A 23007-nucleotide genomic window follows, 5' to 3' on the forward strand; every position below is an offset into this window, starting at 1 on the left:
TGGAAACAGAGGACAATGGAGCTCTGGATCTCCAAACAGATGAATTAATCCATAACAACGCATCTTAGTTATCTTCCAACTCAATATTAATTGCTAAGGAGCGGATTTCTTTCACGAGAACATTAAAAGATTCAGGCATACCTGCCACCATCTGATGATCACCATCAACAATGTTCTTGTACATCTGATTACGCCCCTGAACATCATCAGACTTTACAGTCAACATTTCCTGCAGAGTGTAAGCTGCGCCATAAGCTTCCAAGGCCCAAACTTCCATTTCGCCAAAACGCTGCCCTCCAAACTGGGCCTTACCACCCAATGGTTGCTGAGTAACCAGTGAATAAGGGCCAGTTGAACGAGCGTGCATCTTGTCATCAACCAAATGGTTCAATTTTAAATAGTGCATGTAACCGACCGTAGTCTTACGATCGAAAGGTTCCCCAGTATGGCCATCGTAGAGTTGGGTCTGACCGCCGGCCGGCAATTCCGCGAGATCCAGCATACGTTTGATCTCTTGTTCAGAGGCACCATCGAAAACCGGGCTCGCCATCGGCACACCATCAGTCAGATTCTTAGCCATATTCAGCAATTCGTCATCACTGAACTGAGACAGATCTACACGCTCGCCAACCAAGCTTTTATCATGATTATAAATTTCATTAAGAAATTTTCTTAAGTCCGCAATAGCAGCATTGGCCTCCAGCATACGCTGAATTCGATGCCCCAAACCCTTAGCTGCCCACCCCAAATGCACCTCTAAGATTTGGCCAATATTCATACGAGAGGGAACGCCCAACGGATTTAACACGATATCGACAGGTGTCCCATCCTCCATAAATGGCATGTCTTCAACGGGAACAACGTTGGAAATCACACCTTTATTACCATGACGTCCGGCCATCTTATCGCCACACTGAATACAACGCTTTACAGCCAAAAACACCTTGACCATTTTCAATACACCCGGAGCCAAGTCGTCCCCCTGAGTGATTTTGCTACGCTTGTCAGAAAAACGCTGATCGAACTCTTTCTGGTACGCCTGTATCTGTTTCTGCGCCCTATCGATTGCCTCAACAGCAACCTCATCCTTCATACGCAATGCAAACCAGTCACTCTTCTTCAAACCATCAAGATAAGGATCAGTGATGACCTCACCCTTTTTAATATCAACACCGGAGTTAACCACCTTACCTACAATCTGAGAACGCAAACGAGCATAAATAGCACCTTCTAGAATACGAAATTGATCATCAAAATCCTTTTTGACACGCTTGATTTCATACTCTTCGATCTGGTGCGCACGCTTGTCCTTCTCAATACCATCACGGGTGAACACCTGGACATCAATTACAGTACCATCCATGCCCGGAGGTACACGAAGCGAACTATCCTTCACATCCGAAGCTTTTTCACCAAAGATGGCACGCAGCAACTTTTCTTCTGGAGTTAACTGACTTTCTCCCTTCGGCGTGACTTTACCAACCAAAATATCGCCAGCGCGCACCTCAGCACCGATGTACACCACACCTGACTCATCTAGACGATTTAATGCCTGCTCAGAGACGTTAGGGATGTCAGCTGAAATTTCCTCTGATCCCAACTTGGTATCGCGCGCAATACAAGTCAGCTCCTCAATGTGAATTGTAGTGTAGCGATCCTCTTCAACAACGCGTTCAGAAAGCAAAATTGAATCTTCGAAGTTGTAGCCATTCCAAGGCATAAAAGCGATCAGCATGTTTTGCCCAAGAGCCAATTCGCCAATGTCAGTCGATGGGCCATCGGCCAGTACGTCACCACTAGCAACTATGTCGCCAACATTCACAAGGGGGCGCTGATTGATACATGTATTCTGATTTGAGCGTGTATATTTGATCAATCCATATATATCAACACCAGCATCGGTGGCACCAATAATCTCACTTTCGTTGACTTTAACCACGATACGGCCAGCATCGACCTGATCAATCACACCTCCACGGCGCGCATTCACAGTCACACCCGAGTCACGCGCCACTGTACGCTCAATACCAGTACCAACCAACGGTTTCTGAGCACGCAAGGTGGGCACAGCTTGGCGCTGCATGTTCGCACCCATTAATGCGCGATTCGCGTCATCATGCTCCAAGAATGGCACCAAAGCAGCAGCAACTGACACTGTCTGCATCGGCGAAACATCCATGTAATGAACATAAGATGGGGGCTTCAAGAGCGACTCCCCCTGAAAACGACATGGCACAAATGACTCGGTTAATTGCCCATTATCATCAGTCAGCGTGTTCGCCTGTGCAATAACATACTGATTTTCCTCAATCGCCGACAAGTACTCAACTTCATCGGTAACACGACCTTCCACAACCTTGCGATACGGTGTCTCAAGGAAGCCATATTGGTTGGTACGAGCAAACACGGCCAGTGAATTGATTAGGCCAATATTGGGACCTTCAGGGGTTTCGATCGTACATAAACAGCCATAATGACTTAAATGAACATCACGCACTTCGAAACCAGCTCGCTCACGTGTTAATCCACCTGGACCCAATGCCGAAAGACGACGCTTATGAGTCACTTCCGACAAAGGATTATTCTGATCCATGAACTGGGACAATTGGGAGGAACCGAAGAATTCCTTAATCGCGGCAGCAACCGGTTTAGCATTGATCAACTCTTGAGGCGTAAGCCCCTCGGATTCGGCCATTGACAAACGTTCTTTGACAGCACGTTCGACACGGACAAGCCCAACACGGAAGACATTTTCTGCCATCTCACCGACAGAACGCACCCGACGGTTACCCAGATGATCAATATCATCGACAACACCACGACCATTACGAATCTCACACAAACCTTTAATCACATCAAGGATATCGGAAGTTTCGCCCAGCTTAGAAACTAAGCGCCTGGATTCTTCATCATTACGATCTGAAAAATACTTTTTATCGTAAAGAACAGGCTCGCCAGCGACTTCTTTACGGCCAACACGGCGATTAAACTTCATGCGACCAACCATTGATAAGTCGTAACGATCAAAAGTAAAAAATAAATTATGAAATAAGTTTTGAGCTGCCTCCTTAGTTGGCGGCTCTCCTGGACGCATCATGCGATATATTTCAACCTGCGCCTCAAGCTGAGTTCTAGTCGGATCAATACGCAAAGTATTAGATAGATAAGCACCACGATCCAAATCGTTCACCCAAAGGGTTCCGACCGACTCGATACCAGCCTTGCGAAAAGCAATTATGCGATCCTCATTCACCTCACTGTTGGCACTGGCTAACAATTCACCAGTCGTCGCATCAATCACGTCATGGGATAAAATACGGCCAATTAGATACTCATCCGGCACAGCTAATGCGGAAATACCCGAAGCCTCCAACTGCTTCACATGACGCGCAGTGATGCGCTTACCGGCTTCAACAATCACGCTGCCACCGTCAGTCAGATTGAAACTTAATATCTCACCACGTAGCCGCTCGGGAACCAACTCAAGCTGCACCCCTTCATCAGGATTAATATGAAACGTATTAATTTCAAAAAATTCGCCAAGTATTTCCTCGTTAGAATAACCGAGTGCACGCAACAAAATGGATACCGGCAACTTACGGCGACGGTCAATACGGGTAAATAGCGCATCTTTTGGGTCGAATTCGAAGTCCAACCATGAACCTCGACAAGGAATGATACGAGCGCTATAAAGCAATTTACCCGAACTGTGTGTCTTGCCACGATCGTGGTCAAAAAAGACACCTGGGGAACGATGCAACTGCGAAACAATGACTCGCTCGGTACCATTCACAATGAAGGTACCGTTTTCAGTCATCAACGGGATTTCACCAAGATATACTTCCTGTTCCTTAATGTACTTAACTGCTTTTGTCGATGACTCACGATCATAAATGACTAAACGAACGGTCACGCGCAACGGCGCACCATAACTCATACCACGCTGCCGGCATTCACGTTCATCGAACATCGGCTCACCAAGTTTGTAACCGACATATTCCAAAGCAGCATTACCGCTGTAACTGACAATAGGAAATACTGATTTCAGTGCCCCATGTAAACCAATGTCTTTACGTTGGCTGGACTCCACATCTCCTTGAAGGAATGCACGATAAGAGTCCACCTGGATAGCTAACAAAAACGGCACCTTGAGGATCGAACGATGCTTGCCGAAATCCTTGCGGATACGCTTCTTTTCGGTGAACGAATAGGATGTCATAAGATCTTTCACCTTTAGGGTGTACAGGCCGCGCGTCCGCGGCTCTAACGTAACGAGTTACCAGTTGAAAACACGGGTATTAGACACCAGCGCGTCTTTCCCCATTACTTTCAACTACCAAGAAACCATAAATTGAATTTTGAATTTCCGAACATCCAGATAACAGCGTTTTTTGTAAGGGATAAAAGGCTGGGGGCCGTCCCAGCCTTCAATGAATCACTACGAGATGTCGGACAATGCAAGATAACCGTTTACTTGACCTCTACAGTTGCACCAGCAGCCTCAAGCTCTTTTTTAACTTTCTCAGCCTCTTCCTTTGAGACAGCTTCTTTCAATATACCGCCCGCTTCAGTAAGATCCTTGGCTTCTTTAAGCCCCAAACCAGTGACAGCACGAACGGCTTTGATCACTTCAACTTTCTTAGCTCCAGCTTCTTTCAGAGTGACGGTAAATTCAGTCTGCTCTTCTACCGGAGCAGCAGCAGCAGCTGAACCAGAAACCATAACAGGAGCAGCAGCAGAAACGCCAAACCTATCTTCAATAGCCTTAACAAGCTCCATAACTTCCATTATGGATTTCTCGGCAATAGCTTCGACAATCTTCTCGTTGGTGAGGGACATGATAATTACCTTTAGATAGTTTCTGAGATGGATTTTCTAGCGAGTCTTTAACGCATCACGCTTCACTGGTTTCAGGCGATGACACAGCAAAAGTTTCACTTTTGTCATCAGCCATAGCTTTAATAGCACGTGCGAACAATGTGACCGGCTCGGATAAAACACGAGCTAGCATAGCCAGAGCCTGCAATCGCGTTGGCAATGATGCAAGCACATCGACATGACCAGCCGGATACAACACACCACCAAGGGATACTGCTTTCGACTTGAGCTTGTCATGTTTTTTAGAAAACTCCTTAATTAGACGACCCGCAGCACCTGGATCCTCCAGGGAAAAGGCATACAGGAGAGGGCCAATTAACTTTTCCTTAATAACGGCGTATTCGGTATCTCCAAGGGCACGCGCTGCCAACTTATTCTTAACAACTTTGAGATACACACCACTCTCTCGAGCCTGCTTACGCATCGCAGTCATCTGAGGAACAGTGATGCCAGCATATTCAGCGACAATCAACGAGTGAGCTTTAGTAGCAACTCCTGCCAACTCTTTAACAACTTCCTGTTTCTGAAAAACATTAAGAGCCATTGGCCCACTCCATTAAAGATGGGAAAACAAAAATGGCTAAGTTATAGTGAAAAAATCGCATATACATTTCGAAAGGACCCCACTCCCGTTGCTCTGCTTCAAATAACCCGCTCACAGCTCCTGCCGATTACGGTTTCGGGCAGCTTCCCTCATGGAAACCGAGACATAATCACGTTCAAGATTGAGTGGCTGTTCTAGACCTGGAACTAGCACAACTCGGGAACGCCCCAGAGCTTCATGAACCAGAAAAGTCCAGAAGAGCGACACCATCTACGTAGGCTTTCCCTTAAATAAAAATTAAGCGTTCTACAGACTTAAGCAAGAATCACAAAAGTCATCGCAGAACCCACCTACGATCTTTGATGGCTATCGAGAGTTAAACACCCACGACCGCCTCCAAAAGGCCCTACACCTTTATAGTGGTGGACCAAAAGCCGGGAAAATCGGCCATAAAAATTATATTAATGAAGCACCCCAGAAGCATTAATTCGACCACACCAAAATTACTTAAGAGATAAAGTAGATTGGTCAATCATTACGCCTGGACCCATAGTGGAACTCAATGACACTTTTTGCAAATAAGTACCTTTAGAAGCAGTTGGTTTGATTTTAATTAAGTCAACTAACAATGCTTGTAAGTTTAACTTCAATGCTTCATCGTCAAAATTCACCTTACCAATCACACAATGAATGATACCAGCCTTGTCAGCACGATAACGAACTTGGCCAGATTTAGCATTCTTAACAGCTTCACCAGGATTTTGAGATACCGTACCAACTTTCGGATTAGGCATAAGACCACGAGGCCCAAGCAAAGTACCCAACTTACCAACAACACGCATCGCATCCGGAGTAGCAATCACGACGTCGTAATTTAGATCACCCGCCTGCATCTTCTCAGCCAAATCATCCATACCGACCGCATCAGCACCAGCAGCTAAAGCATCCTCAGCTTTAGCGCCAGATGGAACAAACACAGCGACACGTACATCCCTACCAGTTCCAGCGGGCAACAAAGTCGAGCCTCGGACCTGTTGATCCGACTTTTTCACATCCACACCTAAACGTATGGCAACATCCACTGATTCAATAAACTTGGCCTTAGTGGCCGTTTTTAGAATCTTAATCGCTTCATCAATCCCATACGCCTTACCAGGGACAACAGCGATATCAATAGCTTTTTGACGCTTTGTCTGCACCATAAGTTCAACCCTCCACCACCAAACCCATACTGCGAGCCGAACCTGCAATCGTACGTACAGCAGCATCTAAATCAGCAGCAGTCATATCGAGCTCCTTAGTCTTAGCAATATCCTCAAGCTGCTTGCGAGTGACTTTGCCCACCTTCTCTGTGTTGGGACGCTTGGAACCGGATTGTATACCGACAATTTTCTTCAACAAAATCGACGCTGGAGGGCTTTTTGTAATAAAGGTGAAAGTGCGGTCCGAGTAAGCAGTAATTACTACCGGAATCGGCAAACCCTGCTCAATCTTTTGAGTTCCAGCATTAAAAGCCTTACAAAAATCCATAATATTCAAACCACGCTGCCCCAAAGCGGGACCAACGGGAGGTGAAGGAGACGCCTGACCGGCCTTCACCTGAAGCTTAATGTAAGCAGTAACTTTCTTTGCCACCTGAAATATCTCCGGGTAATAGCGCTCTAGAAACAGGCTCCCCATCATATCGAGAAAAGCACGCGTCCCGACATCACGCATTTAAACTTACTAATTAAAGACTATTTGAAGCCGCAAAAAAGGCAGCCCTAACAGGTCTTATAATACCGAGTATAGCAAACCTTTTATATTTTTCACTGAATAAAAAATAGAAAAACTCAGCTTTTTTGAACCTGACCAAAGTCAAGGTCAACAGGTGTAGGACGACCAAAAATCAGTACCGCCACACGCAGACGATTCTTTTCATAGTTAACTTCCTCTACGAGCCCATCAAAATCATTAAAGGGGCCATCTATAACTCGAACCATCTGCCCTGGCTCAAATAAAACTTTAGGACGTGGTTTTTCAGCCCCATCCTGAACACGACGCAAGATAACATCAGCCTCATCACTACTGATCGGCAACGGGCGATCAGCAGTACCACCTATAAAGCCCATTACCTTCGGGGTCTCCTTAACCAAATGCCAACATTCATTATCGATTCGGGGCACACCACCCTCATAATAAGTTTCGATCTGAATCAACACATAGCCAGGGAAAAATTTGTGTTCAGAACGGCGCTTCTGACCGGAACGCATTTCCACAACTTCTTCGGCAGGAACCAACACATCACCAAAACGATCTTGAATCTCAATACGAGAAATACGATCACGCAACGCCTGCGCAACTGACTTCTCAAAACCTGAATAGGCATGAACAACATACCAGCGCTTCACAGTTTAATCCTCCTCAACGCGATAGGAACCACTGCGTGAGCTTCTGTATCACGAAATCAAAGCCACCCAACAACAAACTTAGTATAGTAATCATGACAATTACAACCCAAGTGATACGAATAGCCTCGTGACGAGTAGGCCAGACCACCTTACGCAACTCAAAACGGGACTCAAACAAGAACCCACGAAATTCACGGCCCCTTGCTGTAGTCATAAGCACCGATACAGCAGCGACGAAAACGAGAATAACAACCAAACCACGCAACTGTGGACCCCAAGAACCTAGCATAAGAAAATCCACAGCTCTACTAAACAAAAACCATACAAACACCCCTAACACCAATAGCAAACTAGCAATGAAGTATTTGAAAATATCTCCGCTAAGAACGGTGCTTTTAATAGGTTCGATTTTTGTTTTCATCAGGATTTAATTTACCGATTTGAGCCAAGTCACAAACCAGGAAGAAAGTGGCGCGCCAGGAGGGACTCGAACCCCCAACCTGCGGTTTTGGAGACCGCTGCTCTGCCAATTGAGCTACTGACGCTTGAGACTCACTCGCACTACAATTTTTGAAATAACAACGGCGAACCGAGATTAAATCGGTCCGCCGTTTGAAAAAATCCAACGAGCTAAGACCGCCGGACTACAAAGCACTCTAGTTAACCAATAACCTTCGAAACAACGCCAGCACCCACTGTCCGCCCACCTTCACGGATCGCAAAGCGCTGACCCTCACCCATCGCCACAGGATTAATCAGAGATACCGTCACCTTCACATTATCACCAGGCATCACCATCTCTACACCCTCAGGTAAACAGACCTTACCGGTAATGTCTGTTGTACGCATATAAAACTGCGGAGTGTATCCATTGAAAAACGGAGTATGACGACCACCCTCCTCTTTCGAAAGCACATACACCTCAGCCTCAAATTCTTTATGCGCCTTTATACAACCAGGCTTCGCCAACACCTGACCACGCTCCACTTCATCACGCTTCGTACCGCGCAACAATAGACCCGCGTTGTCACCAGCCTGACCTTGATCCAATAACTTACGGAACATCTCAACACCCGTAACAATCGTCTTCGACGTCGGACGAATGCCAACTATTTCCACCTCATCGCCAACCTTAATCACACCACATTCAATACGACCTGTCACCACAGTGCCACGACCAGAAATCGAAAACACATCTTCCACAGGCATCAAAAACGGACGATCAATCGCACGCTCCGGATTCGGAATGTGGGTATCTAATGCTTCCGCCAGTCGAATAATCGCCGGTACACCAATCTCAGACTGATCACCCTCCAGCGCCTTCAACGCGGAACCTCTCACAATAGGAGTGTCATCACCAGGAAAATCATACTTGCTCAACAACTCACGAACTTCCATCTCCACAAGCTCAAGCAACTCAGCATCATCCACCATGTCAGCCTTATTCAAGAACACAACAATGTAAGGCACACCCACCTGGCGAGCCAACAAAATGTGTTCACGAGTCTGAGGCATCGGACCATCAGCAGCAGAACATACTAAAATCGCACCATCCATCTGCGCCGCACCTGTAATCATGTTTTTCACATAATCAGCATGACCAGGACAGTCCACATGGGCATAGTGGCGGACTTCAGTTTCATACTCGACGTGCGCCGTAGAAATAGTAATCCCGCGCGCCTTCTCTTCAGGTGCCGCGTCAATCGCATCGTATGCCTTAAACTCGCCACCAAAACGCTCAGCACCCACCTTGGTCAGCGCCGCAGTCAGTGTAGTCTTGCCATGGTCAACGTGACCAATCGTACCAACATTTACGTGCAACTTAGTGCGTTTGAACTTATCCTGAGCCATGAGTATCTGTTCTCAATATTCGTTAAAATCTTTAAATAAAACCTATGGTGCTCACGAATGGAATCGAACCATCGACCTCCTCCTTACCAAGGAGGTGCTCTACCGACTGAGCTACGTGAGCACAGCTTCGAATTATGCCACGCTCTAAAATCATTAAATTCAATGGAGCGGGAGACGGGAATCGAACCCGCACCATCAGCTTGGAAGGCTGAGGTTCTACCTTTGAACTACTCCCGCACCTAGCTACCAGCCACATGCAGACAATGAAAATGGTGGAGGGAGGTGGATTCGAACCACCGAAGGCGCAAGCCAGCAGATTTACAGTCTGCCCCCGTTGGCCGCTTGGGTATCCCTCCTGATTTTCACAACCACAAGCAACCAGGAAATTATTTCATTTCGAGCGATTGAAAAGCCATTCATTATCGCACTAAATAAAACCCACGTCAACAAAAACTCCACTACACAACCAATTCAGAAGCCTGCTTTACAACAAACTTACCATCGAAAAAATATACGGCAAAAATGCATTTAGGCAGCAACAGAATCATACGTTAAAGCGAAAATGCAACACATCTCCTTCCTGAACCCGATACTCCTTGCCCTCCAAACGCATACGCCCAGCATCACGCGCGCCTGCTTCGCCTTTATATTTAATGAAGTCATCGAAAGCAATCGTTTCGGCACGGATAAATCCCTTTTCAAAATCCGTATGAATCACCGCAGCGGCCTGCGGCGCGGTGGCACCAGACTTCACAGTCCAAGCACGCACTTCCTTCACACCCGCAGTAAAGTAAGTCTGCAAACCTAGCAACGCATAAGCAGCACGAACTACTCGATTCAACCCCGGCTCCTCCAGACCAAGGTCAACCAAAAATGCATCGCGATCCACATCCTCAAGCTGAGCCAGCTCCTCTTCGATCACTGCAGAAATCGGCACTAACTGAGCATTATCAGAGGAAGCACGGACACGTAAAGCCTCAAGATAAACATTATCCTGAAACCCATTTTCAAGCACATTAGCGATATACATCACCGGCTTGAGCGTCAGCAAGAACAAATCGCGGACTAAAGCACGTTCATCCTCATCCAAACCAGCAGAGCGAGCAGATTTGCCTTCATTAAGCGCAACCTGCAATCTCTCAAGCACAGACTTGCGGGCAATCGCCTCCCCCCCCCCCTTTGGCAGCACGCATGATACGGTTGCACGCCTTCTCGACAGTGTCGAGATCGGCCAGTATCAATTCCGTATCAATGATTTCAATGTCAGCCAGAGGATCAACCTTACCGGCAACATGAATAATTTCACCATGTTCGAAACAACGAACTACATGAGCGATCGCATCAACCTCGCGAATATGCGCTAAAAACTTATTGCCTAACCCTTCACCACTAGCCGCACCAGCAACCAAACCTGCAATATCAACGAACTCAATCACCGTCGGCAGTAACTTCTGAGGCTTGACGATTTCGGCCAATTGATTAAGACGAGGATCAGGAACAGACACGACACCTACGTTAGGCTCAATTGTACAGAATGGGAAGTTAGCGGCAGCGATACCAGCTTTAGTCAACGCATTGAACAAAGTCGACTTACCAACATTAGGCAACCCAACGATACCGCATTTAATACCCATATAGATTTCCCATCACACTACCGTATGTAGCTTTTTCATCGCCCCATCAAAGTCACCAGCAACCGCTAAAGGCAACACTACACTGGCTCGTTCCAAAGCAGCATCAATAGCAATATTTTCATCGCACGTTGGACAACCTAGCACCCAACTCACCACACGGTCTTTATGGCCAGGATGACCAATACCTACACGCAGACGATGAAAACGTCCGTGACCAAGCAACTTGGTAATATCACGCAACCCATTCTGACCACCATGACCACCATCAAACTTCAAGCGCACAGCCCCTGGTGGAAAATCCAACTCATCGTGAGCAACCAACATTTGCTCCGGTTTAATTTTCCAAAAATTCAAACCGGCACAAATCGACTTGCCGCTCAAATTCATAAAAGTGACTGGGCGTAGTAACCATACCCATTGCCCAGCGATAAACACACGAGCAACGTAAGCAAACAACTTAGACTCCAACGCCCAGCACTGCCCCTCACGCTGAACTAAACCATCGACAAAGCGAAACCCAGCATTGTGCCTGGTTTTGATGTACTCACTACCCGGATTGCCGAGCCCAACTATCAAACGCAGCCCTAACATATGAACATTGTTACTGAATTACCCCGCCATTTAGGATGCAAGGAATGCAGCACATTACTTGGAGTCACCCTCCCCTTCTTCTGCAGGAGCGTCATCCTCAATCACTGCATGCTTAGCAATGACTACGGCCATATCGTGCTCCTTATCCAACCGAGTCGACAACTCAACACCGATTGGGAACGTAATATCAGACAGGTGAATTACGTGACCGACATTCAAGGTGGACAAATCAACCTCAATGAACTCGGGCAAATCTTTCGGTAAACACGATACCTGCACCTCATTCAATTCGTGGGTAATCACCACACCACCAACCTTGCCGGCAGGTGAAGTAGCCTGATTGATGAAATGCAACGGCACAGCAACACTCAGCTTGGCATCCGAACTAACGCGCTGAAAGTCAACATGCATAACCAACTGACGATAAGGATGGCGCTGTAAATCACGCAGCAGAACCTTCTCGGCCCCCGCCCCATCGACATTCAGATCGAGAATAGAGGAATAGAACCACTCGTTCTGTTGAGCAAGCCAAATCTGCTCATGATTGAGTTGGATACTCACTGGACGCTGCTCACCGCCATAAATAATGGCTGGAATCATGCCAGCATGACGCAGGCGGCGGCTCGCACCCTTCCCCTCGTCTTTACGGCGCTGCGCTTTAATTTGATGATTTGCCATATTATTTTACTACCTTATAAAAGTTGAGAAACCGCCTCGCAGCGATAGAAGGCGACCCTCTCGCGACCAAAAGAGTCGTTTTTAAAAACAGCCCGATGGGCCATGCAATCAATCCACATACAGTGAACTGACTGATTCACCAAAAGCAATACGCCGAATAGTCTCAGCAAGCAACTCAGCCACACTAAGCTGGCGAATTTTTCGGCATTCCCGAGCGGCATCAGACAAAGGAATGGTATCCGTCACCACAAGCTCGTCAAGCTCAGAGTTATTAATATTGTCCATAGCAGGGCCGGACAGCACCGGATGCGTGATATAAGCAACAACCTTAGTAGCACCATTTTGCTTAAGTGCTACGGCCGCCGCACACAAAGTACCGGCAGTATCCACTAAATCATCGACCAGTACACAGGTCTTACCGTTAACCTCCCCGATAATATTCATTACCGTAGCAACATTGGCACGAGGACGGCGCTTATCAATGATTGCCAGATCGGTATCGCCTAAACGCTTAGCCATGGCACGGGCTCTGACCACCCCCCCACATCCGGGGAAACCACAATTATATTGTCAGTGCCATAAGCACGCCAAATATCAGCCAGTAACAGCGGCGAAGCATAAACGTTATCTACCGGCACATCAAAAAAACCCTGGATTTGATCAGCGTGCAAATCAATGGTCAACACACGATCAGCACCAATCGCACTGATCATTTTTGCCGCAACCTTTGCGGTAATCGGTACACGCAAAGAACGCATTCGGCGATCCTGACGCGAATAACCGAAGTACGGAATCACGGCAGTGACACTAGAAACACTGGCACGCTTGAGCGCATCAATGATAACCAACAGTTCCATCAAATTTTCAGCACTTGGCGCACAGGTCGGCTGCACCACAAATACTTCCTGACGACGCACACTTTCCTCAATTTCGACCTGCTCCTCTCCATCGGAAAAACGCGACACTAACGATTTACCCATACGCACCCCTAACTCCTTACAAATACTTTGAGTCAGTGGTTTATTGGCATTGCCCGAAAAGACCATCAAATTGCGTTCGTCTTGAATGGTAGGCATCTATCAGGCAGCAACGAAGAGTAAGGTTAAGAGAGTAAAACCGAATTACCAGGAACACTACAAACCCAAGCGCCCTGCCCCCTCCAAACGGGAACACATGAACTTGAAAACCATAAAAAAACTGGCAGGGGCGGTAGGATTCGAACCTACGAATGCCGGGATCAAAACCCGGTGCCTTAGTCCTCTTGGCGACGCCCCTGCATCAAAATTCCATTGTTTTCAGTACATCAAGCAGCGGAGAACGGGAAGCGCCATCAGCAACCCAAGCACACAACCCGTACGGCAGCCGCTCCAAAGCACACTCAGCCTCATCGCGCGTACTGAATTCCACAAAGCAACCGCTGCCAGAGCCAGTCACCCTTGCAAAACCAACCTCTGAGAGCACATCAAGAGCACCCGCAACCGCAGACTCGCGGCGTCTCAGAACCGGCTCGAATGCATTACCAAACGCAGTACCAGCAATGAAGTCGCCTATTGTCGCGGGGGACGCATCGCGCGTCAAATCCGGATCAAGGAACAGCTCCCGTGTCGGCACACACACCCCTGGATCCAATAGCAGGTAGGCCGCTCCAGGCAGAATCATCGGTGTTAAGCACTCACCGACACCCTCAGCCCACGCATTACACCCATGTACAAATACCGGCACATCGGCCCCCAAACGTAACCCCAAAGCCGCCAAAACCGCAACGTCAAGCCTGGTGTGCCACAATGCATTCAACACAAGAAGCACAGTCGCCGCATCAGAGGACCCACCGCCAAAGCCGCCACCAACTGGGATTCGCTTTTCAACAAAGATATCTGCCCCTAAATAGACATTAGTCGCATGTTTTAGCAAATAAGCCGCACGCACCACCAAGTCGTCAGCCTCAACAACCCCAGTCACTGACTCACCAATGCGATGAATCTGACCATCTTCACGCACCCGCAGATGGATCGTATCACCCCAATCAAGCAGACGAAAAACAGTCTGCAATTCATGGTAACCATCAACACGTCGCCCGGTAATTTGCAAAAATAAATTCAACTTGGCAGGTGCCGGCCACGCCGACCAGCCCACACCGTCATCAATGACGACACTCACGGGATCAACTCGTCCCATTGATCAACAATCAAACGTATCCTAGCCGAACCGCGACTAGCCTCAATTTGCCGCGGCAACATCGGACGCCCCACGGAAGACGGAAACCAATCCAGAAACCTCAACTGCCACCCCCCCTGATACACACGGTGAGGACGTCCCTCCGCATCTAACTGCACATCCCCACCCCCACTATCACTATTGCGACCTCGTACCCAATCAGGCAATAACCCCATCGGAACTTGCCAACCAGTCGCCTCGAACAACACCTGTTCGGCAACTTCGCCAACACGCACCCACCCACCCACACCCTCAAGACGAGCCGGACCGCTACTACTTCCGCTCAACACCCAACTCTGACGACTCATTGGAGCACTTAACACAATGCGGTAACCGCGACCATGCTGCTCCCACTCCACCCGGACACTCCCACCATCACTCCCCTGCCTGATCGCCGCACGTCCGTAAAAACTCCAGTTAGGATGCTCCTGCAACCACGTTTGGCGAGCCTGCTCAACTACCTGCGCAGTGGCATCCACCGTGACGGGCACCGACGCACGCCGGCCACCACTGCTGCTACACCCAGGCAACAAAAAAGAGACTGCCAACAAGAACACACCCAAGCCCCTATTCACATCATGCAAATACACCTTCATAACCCAAACTTTTCCAGTACATGGCGCAACACCAAATTATCCGGATCCAATTTACGCGCTTCCTCAAAATAGTACCGTGCCTCCTCGCGCTGACCATCCGCCCACAGCACCTCACCGACATGCACAGCAATCTCTGGCTCCTTAGCTAAAGACCAAGCACGCTTAAGCTCCACCAAAGCCTCCTTAACCCGTCCCAGTCGATAAATGACCCAACCGTAACTATCGATAATCGAAGGATTATCAGGCTCAGCCGCACGGGCACGATCAATCAACGCCAACGCCTCCTTGTAGCGGATCGTATGGTTGGCCAAGGTATAACCAAGCGCATTCAACGCGACCACATTGCCCGGATCGGCAACCAGCAACTTACGCAAATCGGCCTCAGCCTGAACGATGTCATCACGACGCTCCCAAGCCAGCGCACGCACATAAAGAAGCTCACTGTCGTTAGGAAACTCATCCAATCCACGCGCAAAAGCGTTCAACTCACCTGCAGAGTCACCCAAGCGCTGTTTTAACTCAGCCTCAACCAAATAAGCATCGCGACGCTGCTCATCATCAATCGCAGCATCCCCCTGCAAGCGATGCACCTCATCGAACGCCTCATCATAGCGCTTCAACTCAAATAACACGCTGACCGCACGCAACACCGCCTCACCACGCAGCTCCCCATCCAACACCCCGTGATACCAAGAAAGCGCATCCTCGTAACGCATCAGAAACTCAGCAATCTTACCTAACAGAAGACGCTTCTCCGGCTCATGCGTCCCGCTCCCACCACTCAACTCCTCATACAAAGCAATCAACGCCTGCCTCTCCTGCTGGCGAGCTAGCAACGAAGCACGCAAACCATAGGTTTGAACATCCTGCGGACCAGTGGCAAGCACCCGTGCAGCAGCCTTACCTTCACCCATGCCTTCATAAGTCAAAGCTAATGCCCCACGCAGATCCACATCAGCTACCGCACGCCGCTCAACCTCCTTTAGCTTAGAAAGAGCCTGCTTACGCTTACCCGCCTGCTGCAACTGAGCAGCCTGCAACAACGCCACACGTGGATCCTTAGGAAAGCGCAGCATCAACTGGTCGATGATGTGCTTCACCAATATCGGCTGCTCCAAACGCAACGCCAAACGACCAAACTCCTGCCAGACCTCAATCCGATTAGGGATATCACCGCGGCGAACCAACTCCTCCATCAACCTAACCGACAGCTGCGGATCACGGCCGCCATTGTTGAGTGCAATCAACGCATAACGCCAACTACGGGGATCAGGATTACGCAGCAACCCGGTAAGCCCATGGCGCGCCATATTGACCTGCTGGCGACGCATAGCGAGTGATACTTCGACCTCACGCATTGACAACGACTTAGGCGCGCGGACACCCCAGATCGCTAAAGCACGCTCCGCACCGACATCATCACCCGCCAACATCGCAATGCGAGCGGCACGCTCAACGAGACCGACATTCCCAGGCTGAAAACGTGCAGCCTGCAAATACCATCTCGCCGCATTGCTCAGCTGCCCAGATTGCAATTCAAACTCGGCCACCAAAACGGGCCCCAACCAAGGACTCACCTGAGTCGCCGGATCGCCAAAAGCCGCGCGAGCAGCAACTGCGGGAAACACGATAAAAAACAACAATGGAACTGTAAGGATGCGAATCGGCACGAGCATCGGGAGCAACCGGACCGTAAAATGGAGGACATGAATAACAAGCAGCTTATAGCAAGTAACTGAACGATGACGTTGTGGGTACTCGGACTGAACCATCAAACTGCGCCAATGGAGCTACGCGAACGGGCCTCTTTCGTCGGTGATGCATTGCCACGCGCACTTGATTCACTGCGCAACCTCCCCAATGTGAACGAAGCCGCACTGCTATCCACCTGCAACCGTACCGAGTTATACGCCGAGACCACAAATGCGCAAATGCTGCTGAACTGGCTCGAACAACACAGACCAGGATTACAAAACCACTTATATCAATATCGCGACGCAGCGGCAGTCAGGCACCTATTCAGAGTCGCCACAGGCCTAGACTCAATGGTCCTCGGGGAGTCACAAATCCTCGGCCAAGTCAAGGATTCCTGGTCCATGGCACGCACCCACGGCACCCTTGGCAACACACTTGACCGGCTATTCCAACATAGCTTCTCCGTCGCCAAGCACGCACGCACAAATACACGGATTGGCACCAACCCAGTCTCAATAGCCTCAACCGCAGTGCGACTAGCACAAGACGCCTTCTCCCCGCTGAACGAATCGACCGTATTGCTCATCGGCGCCGGCGAGACCATCCAACTGGCAGCCAAACACCTGAGCGAAGGACGAGTACAACGCCTGTTAATTGCCAACCGCACCCACGCCAAAGCGCAGATGCTGGCCAGCCAGCATGGTGGCTACGCACTCCCCCTGACCGAACTAAACCTCCACCTTGCCGAAGCCGACATCATCTTCTCGGCCACTGCCGCACCTACCCCTATAGTCACCCAATCCAACGTCGAAAGCGCACTACACATCCGAAAACGAAAACCCATACTGCTATTTGACCTAGCAATACCACGCGATATCGAGACCGAAGTAGGAACACTCACCGACGCCTACCTATACACCATTGACGACCTGGAGCGCGCCGTGGAAGAAAACCGGCACAGCCGGCGCGAAGCAGCCGAAACCGCTGAGGCCATCATTGAATTACAAGTCAAACGCTACATGGATACACTTCAAGCGCAGGCACACCAAGCCCCACTACGGCGCCTACGCACCTTCGGCACAACGACCCGGGATGAACTGCTGACACGCGCACGGCGACAACTAGCAAACGGCCGTCCCGCCGAAGAAGTCCTGGAACAACTTGCCCATGGCCTGACAAACCGCCTGTTACACCCTCCAACTGCCGCACTGCGCGAAGCCGCACTCGCCAACAACACCGAGCTAGTTCGTGCAGCAGAACAACTCTTTCCAGAGAAACCCGGCTACCACCACCCCACCCTTCAGACAACGATTGTGAAAACCGATGAAACCGACCCTGCGTCGTAAACTGGAAGCACTCGCCGAGCGCCATGAAGAACTCGAACGCTTGCTCTCTGATCCCAAAATCGCCTCTGACACCGACAGATTCCGTACATACTCCCGCGAATTGGCGCAACTCGCACCGATTGCGACCACACTGGCCGAAGAAACCCGTACCAAAGCCGATCTAGCCGCCGCTGAAACACTACGCACCGACCCTGAAATGCGCGAACTTGCCGAACAAGAAATCGCCATAGCCCAAGCACACCTGACCACACTTGACGAACAACTTCAGCGACTCCTGATTCCTCAAGACCCCCGAGACGAATGCAACCTATTCCTGGAAGTACGCGCCGGCACTGGTGGCGACGAAGCTGCAATCTTTGCCGGCAACCTCTTCCGGATGTACACCCGCTACGCCGAACGCCAGCGCTGGAAAGTCGAAGTGGAATCAGATACTCCCGGCGAACATGGCGGCTATAAAGAAATCATAGCGCGCATTGTCGGACGCGGCGCCTACTCCCGACTTAAATTTGAATCCGGCACACACCGCGTACAACGCGTGCCCGCAACCGAATCCCAGGGACGCATCCATACTTCAGCAGCCACCGTCGCGATTATTCCAGAAGCCGACGAAATCGCAGACATCTCGATCAACCCCGCTGACCTCAAGATCGACACATTCCGCTCCTCCGGTGCCGGCGGCCAACACGTCAACAAAACCGAATCGGCAATCCGCATCACCCATCTCCCAACCGGCGTCGTCGTCGAATCCCAAACCGAACGCAGCCAACACGCCAACCGCGACAAAGCAATGAAACGGCTCAAAGCACAACTGATCGAAAGCCAACGCAGCCAACAGGCCACAGCCGAAGCAATGAAACGTAAACTGCAAGTCGGCAGCGGCGACCGCAGCCAACGTATCCGCACCTACAACTTTCCCCAAGGCCGGATCACCGATCACCGTGTCGAAAACCTGACACTCTACGACCTTCCCAACATCATCGAAGGCGACCTAGACCCCCTGATCGACCGACTACGACAAGAACACCAAGCCGAAGAACTCGCACGACTGAGCAACGCCCCATAACACCAGCCTGAAACCTCACTGGAACTTCATTCAACAACCTTGCCTAACAACACCACCATGCACAGACACTGACTGAACAGAAACCGGAGATAACCCCACAAACATTCCTGCCCCACCTCCTCCCCACCCCTTTGAGCAAACCAGCCATCCCACTGCATAGCGTCCACATGGCCAGCCACACACCCAATAGACCAACAATGACATAACAGCCACCAGTACCCTGGTGACTACCTACTACCAACACCATACAGACAGACCGCAACATCACCTCCTCAGCTTGAGAAAGCACCCTCACCCAACCCCTTCTCAACTTAAAAAAACACACATCGCAACCTGAAACCATCACACCCACCATTGCCCCTAACGGCCCTACCACCGCAACCGTACAGCGCAACACTGCCGATTACCTCCAGAGAAACACCCCAACAACTCCCTGCAAACACCCCACTACCGCCACAACAGCCACGTACGATGGATCCTCGTATTGCGCGAAAAATCTAAATCAATCGTCACCGGGCTGATTTCCTCACACTGCGCAAACGCAGCAACCGCATCCACGTCCAAACGGAAACGGCGGAAATTATTGGAAAAGTAAAGCACCCCACCAGGGGTCAACCGCGCAACAGCCGCACGCAGCAAACGCACATGATCGCGTTGCACATCAAAATCATCAGCGCGCGCCGAATTCGAAAACGTCGGCGGATCACAAAAAATGACATCGTATTGACCACGCTCCGCCTCCAACCAAGCCAACGCATCCGCCTGCACCAAACGATGCCTCACCCCACCTTGCCCATTCAACGCAAAATTATCCGTACACCAATGCAAATACGTGGATGACAAATCCACACTGGTTGTCGCCGCAGCACCAGCCACTGCTGCCTCCACACTCGCCACACCCGTGTAACAGAACACATTTAGAAAACGCTTACCCACCGCCTCACGCGCCATGCGCCCGCGCAAAGGACGATGATCAAGAAACAACCCCGTATCCAGATAATCAAACAAATTCACACGCAACAACGCACCATGCTCACACACATGAAAAAACTCCCCACGCTGCGCAAAACAACCGTACTGACTCCCCCCCTTACCGCGCTGCCGCGTTTTTAAAGCCACCTGAGCCACCGACACATCAAACACCGCGCGTACCGCAGCAAGCAACTCATGACGCCTCCGCCGCACATCCCCCTCAGGAATCGACGCCGGCGCCGCATACTCCTGCACATGCAGGAATAACCGCCGCGCACCATCCACCTCCTGATACACATCAATCGCAGCCGCATACTCCGGCAAATCAGCATCGTAAACCCGGTAACACTCCACCCCCGCCCGGATACGCCACTTCTTCAAGCGCTGCACATTCTTGCGCAGACGATTAGCAGCCATCTGCGCCCCCTCACTCAACGCCTGTGCTCCCCCTGCCTCACGCGCTAACGGCACCACCGGATCACAGACAATCAACACACATTCCAACGCACCGTTGAAAAACTGATACTTCTTATCAGCCCGCAACCCCGTTGCAAATGCCAACGTACTACTGCCACACACTAGCGCGGCCCGCCAGCGCGGGACCACACGCCGTAACGCATCCCCCAAATGCCGATACAACCCCGGATCGGCCGCCAAACGCACATCATAGGGCGCGTTACACACCACCACACCGTGAGGCTCAGACACCGCCGGCAGCACATCAATACCGGCAACAACAAACTCAATCGCATCTTGAACACCCGCCGCCCGCGCATTCGCAAACGCAGCACCAAGTGCCCGAGGATCAATGTCACTGCCGTGCAACACCGGACGCAACTCCGCCAACCCTCGCCTGGCACGCTGCTGCGCATCAACCACTAAGGCTTCCCACGCCACGACATCAAAACCACGCCAACGACTCGGCAACAACACCGGACGCTCTGCTACCGACACATGAGACATCGCATCAGGATCGGCATAACGCGACAACCCAGGTGCCACATCGGCCACCATCAACGCCCCCTCAATCAAGAGCGTGCCACTGCCACACATCGGATCGAGCAGCCCCCCACCTTCGGCATAGACCTTGGCCCAGCCGGCACGCAACAACACCGCAGCCGCCAAATGCTCCTTCAATGACGCCGCATGCGGTGCCTGACGCCAACCACGGTGATGCAGCGCCCGACCACCCAGATCCACCGACAACGTCGCACGCCCCTTGCGGAGCGACAAATTCAAACGTACATCTGGGTGCTCCACATCAACCGATGGCCGCACCACACCAGCATCACGCAACGTATCGACCACCGCATCCTTCACACGCTGTGCAGCGTAACGCGCATGAGTGATCGCCTCCCCGGAAACGTGCGCATCCACCGCCAACGTCTGGCCCGGCAAAACATGCTCCACCCACGGCAACGCCGCAACACCCGCATATAACGCATCCTCATCCGCACATGCGAACGCCGCCAACGGCCACAACACACGGCTGGCCAAACGCGACCACAGCACCAGACGCTGCGCATCGCACAACCCACCTTCCACATTGACACCGGCCACTGTCGCCGTAGCCCCAGCGGCACCAAGCGCCAACACTTCATCAACCAACAGATATTCCAAACCTTTAGCGCAGGAAACAAAAAATCTCACATCATCAACCCAAACCGGAAACCAGCACCTCACACCTGCCACGATGGGGAAAACAGCAACAGAAGCCACCACACGGAGCGCCGTGTTGGGCCATCACGCCACGCTTTACCAGCACTCTTGTCAGGACCACTTCAAACACGACATCAACACACCCAGAACCAGACAAAAGCAATCCTTGGATCCAGCAACCCCAACCACAATCAATACCCGAGACAACGCAACATGCGCCCTAACCAGCGACCGCACACCATCCTAAAAAACACCAGAACAACATCACCATCACGTGACTGCCCACAGAAAAAACAGAAACGGCCCAATCGCACACCGTCTGTCCCCGATCACACCATTAAAACGTCTACAGCGTCGCAAGCAATGCCGCAAACGCCTGGGCCGCAGCATCAACGTGATGCCCCAAACGATGCGTATCGTCCACCACCAACAACCGCGCTGCACGCGCCTGTGCCCAAGCGATCACCTCCACAGCAGGAATCAGCTCATCACGCCAAGCATGCACAATTGAAATCGGCACTGACGCCGCATCCAACGCCGGCATCTGAGAGATACATATCGGCGGCACCATCAAAAACAGACCGCGAACAGGCACCTGCAACGACACCCGTCCCGATATATAAGCACCGAGACTAGATCCCGCCAACACCACTGGACCACGCGTAACAGCATCACGCGCCAAAGCCAGCAAACGCTCCAAGCGCCCCGGCACATCACCCAACAGACTGACCTCCCGCCGTGCATCCAGATCACTATAGTCAGGACGCACATGACTCCACCCCAAGCGCTCAGCGACCTCCGCCAACGCAGTGACTTTGTTCGCATCCGGACTACTCTCAAAACCATGCGACAGAATGCAATGCCCTCGACTCATCGTTCCTCCACAACGTCAACAA

The 23007-nt window shown here is 50.6% G+C and carries 17 protein-coding genes, 5 tRNA genes and 2 pseudogenes; 2 read left to right on the forward strand and 22 right to left on the reverse strand.

The window, feature by feature from the left end; genetic code table 11:
* Positions 1 to 64 precede the first annotated feature (64 nt).
* From rpoB to F7G16_RS11070, 20 genes and pseudogenes are all read right to left on the reverse strand, one after another.
* Positions 65 to 4219, reverse strand: coding sequence for a DNA-directed RNA polymerase subunit beta (rpoB, locus tag F7G16_RS10975; protein WP_004090725.1), 4155 nt, complete (start codon positions 4217 to 4219; stop codon positions 65 to 67).
* 251 nt (positions 4220 to 4470) lie between these two features.
* Positions 4471 to 4839 (reverse strand): 50S ribosomal protein L7/L12, encoded by a 369-nt coding sequence (gene rplL / locus F7G16_RS10980; RefSeq protein WP_004090727.1) that lies wholly within the window; start codon positions 4837 to 4839, stop codon positions 4471 to 4473.
* A 55-nt stretch (positions 4840 to 4894) separates the two neighbouring features.
* Positions 4895 to 5422, reverse strand: a complete 528-nt coding sequence (rplJ, locus tag F7G16_RS10985; protein ID WP_004090729.1) for a 50S ribosomal protein L10 — start codon at positions 5420 to 5422, stop codon at positions 4895 to 4897.
* A gap of 503 nt (positions 5423 to 5925) precedes the next feature.
* Positions 5926 to 6624 (reverse strand): 50S ribosomal protein L1, encoded by a 699-nt coding sequence (gene rplA, locus F7G16_RS10990; protein WP_004090730.1) that lies wholly within the window; start codon positions 6622 to 6624, stop codon positions 5926 to 5928.
* A 4-nt stretch (positions 6625 to 6628) separates the two neighbouring features.
* Positions 6629 to 7057 (reverse strand): 50S ribosomal protein L11, encoded by a 429-nt coding sequence (gene rplK / locus F7G16_RS10995; RefSeq protein ID WP_011098328.1) that lies wholly within the window; start codon positions 7055 to 7057, stop codon positions 6629 to 6631.
* Between the two features lie 197 nt (positions 7058 to 7254).
* Entirely contained in the window at positions 7255 to 7812 is a 558-nt protein-coding gene (nusG, locus tag F7G16_RS11000; protein WP_004090734.1) for a transcription termination/antitermination protein NusG, read from the reverse strand.
* A gap of 13 nt (positions 7813 to 7825) precedes the next feature.
* Positions 7826 to 8233, reverse strand: coding sequence for a preprotein translocase subunit SecE (gene secE, locus F7G16_RS11005; RefSeq protein ID WP_004090737.1), 408 nt, complete (start codon positions 8231 to 8233; stop codon positions 7826 to 7828).
* Between the two features lie 48 nt (positions 8234 to 8281).
* Positions 8282 to 8357 (reverse strand) — tRNA-Trp (locus tag F7G16_RS11010).
* A gap of 115 nt (positions 8358 to 8472) precedes the next feature.
* The gene (gene tuf / locus F7G16_RS11015; RefSeq protein WP_004089480.1) at positions 8473 to 9663 is read right to left on the reverse strand and encodes an elongation factor Tu; all 1191 of its coding nucleotides are present in this window, start codon (positions 9661 to 9663) and stop codon (positions 8473 to 8475) included.
* A gap of 45 nt (positions 9664 to 9708) precedes the next feature.
* Positions 9709 to 9784: transfer RNA gene (locus F7G16_RS11020), tRNA-Thr, on the reverse strand.
* A gap of 42 nt (positions 9785 to 9826) precedes the next feature.
* Positions 9827 to 9900, reverse strand: a tRNA-Gly gene (locus tag F7G16_RS11025).
* A 33-nt stretch (positions 9901 to 9933) separates the two neighbouring features.
* Positions 9934 to 10019, reverse strand: a tRNA-Tyr gene (locus F7G16_RS11030).
* A gap of 188 nt (positions 10020 to 10207) precedes the next feature.
* Positions 10208 to 11297 (reverse strand): annotated as a pseudogene (gene ychF, locus F7G16_RS11035) (redox-regulated ATPase YchF).
* Between the two features lie 12 nt (positions 11298 to 11309).
* A complete protein-coding gene (pth, locus tag F7G16_RS11040) occupies positions 11310 to 11888 on the reverse strand; it encodes an aminoacyl-tRNA hydrolase (protein WP_004087394.1) in 579 nt (192 codons plus the stop codon).
* 54 nt (positions 11889 to 11942) lie between these two features.
* The gene (locus F7G16_RS11045) at positions 11943 to 12566 is read right to left on the reverse strand and encodes a 50S ribosomal protein L25/general stress protein Ctc (RefSeq protein WP_004087395.1); all 624 of its coding nucleotides are present in this window, start codon (positions 12564 to 12566) and stop codon (positions 11943 to 11945) included.
* A 108-nt stretch (positions 12567 to 12674) separates the two neighbouring features.
* Positions 12675 to 13633, reverse strand: a pseudogene (locus F7G16_RS11050) (ribose-phosphate diphosphokinase).
* 131 nt (positions 13634 to 13764) lie between these two features.
* A tRNA-Gln gene (locus F7G16_RS11055) sits at positions 13765 to 13841 on the reverse strand.
* A gap of 3 nt (positions 13842 to 13844) precedes the next feature.
* Positions 13845 to 14741, reverse strand: a complete 897-nt coding sequence (ispE, locus tag F7G16_RS11060; protein WP_004087397.1) for a 4-(cytidine 5'-diphospho)-2-C-methyl-D-erythritol kinase — start codon at positions 14739 to 14741, stop codon at positions 13845 to 13847.
* Positions 14720 to 15376, reverse strand: a complete 657-nt coding sequence (gene lolB, locus F7G16_RS11065; RefSeq protein WP_004087398.1) for a lipoprotein insertase outer membrane protein LolB — start codon at positions 15374 to 15376, stop codon at positions 14720 to 14722. The genes ispE and lolB overlap by 22 nt, the downstream gene beginning before the upstream one ends.
* A complete protein-coding gene (locus F7G16_RS11070) occupies positions 15373 to 17052 on the reverse strand; it encodes a tetratricopeptide repeat protein (RefSeq protein ID WP_004087399.1) in 1680 nt (559 codons plus the stop codon). The genes lolB and F7G16_RS11070 overlap by 4 nt, the downstream gene beginning before the upstream one ends.
* A 66-nt stretch (positions 17053 to 17118) precedes the next feature.
* Here F7G16_RS11070 and hemA point away from each other — a divergent pair, with 66 nt between their 5' ends.
* Entirely contained in the window at positions 17119 to 18417 is a 1299-nt protein-coding gene (gene hemA, locus F7G16_RS11075) for a glutamyl-tRNA reductase (protein ID WP_004087400.1), read from the forward strand.
* Positions 18395 to 19480 (forward strand): peptide chain release factor 1, encoded by a 1086-nt coding sequence (prfA, locus tag F7G16_RS11080; RefSeq protein ID WP_038233245.1) that lies wholly within the window; start codon positions 18395 to 18397, stop codon positions 19478 to 19480. The genes hemA and prfA overlap by 23 nt, the downstream gene beginning before the upstream one ends.
* Before the next feature lie 447 nt (positions 19481 to 19927).
* Here the strand turns inward: prfA and rlmKL are convergent, their stop codons facing one another.
* The gene (gene rlmKL / locus F7G16_RS11085; protein ID WP_011098330.1) at positions 19928 to 22102 is read right to left on the reverse strand and encodes a bifunctional 23S rRNA (guanine(2069)-N(7))-methyltransferase RlmK/23S rRNA (guanine(2445)-N(2))-methyltransferase RlmL; all 2175 of its coding nucleotides are present in this window, start codon (positions 22100 to 22102) and stop codon (positions 19928 to 19930) included.
* Positions 22103 to 22457: 355 nt separating this feature from the next.
* Positions 22458 to 22985, reverse strand: a complete 528-nt coding sequence (locus tag F7G16_RS11090) for an alpha/beta hydrolase (protein WP_011098331.1) — start codon at positions 22983 to 22985, stop codon at positions 22458 to 22460.
* Positions 22986 to 23007 lie beyond the last annotated feature (22 nt).

Source organism: Xylella fastidiosa (assembly GCF_011801475.1).
Taxonomy (GTDB): domain Bacteria; phylum Pseudomonadota; class Gammaproteobacteria; order Xanthomonadales; family Xanthomonadaceae; genus Xylella; species Xylella fastidiosa.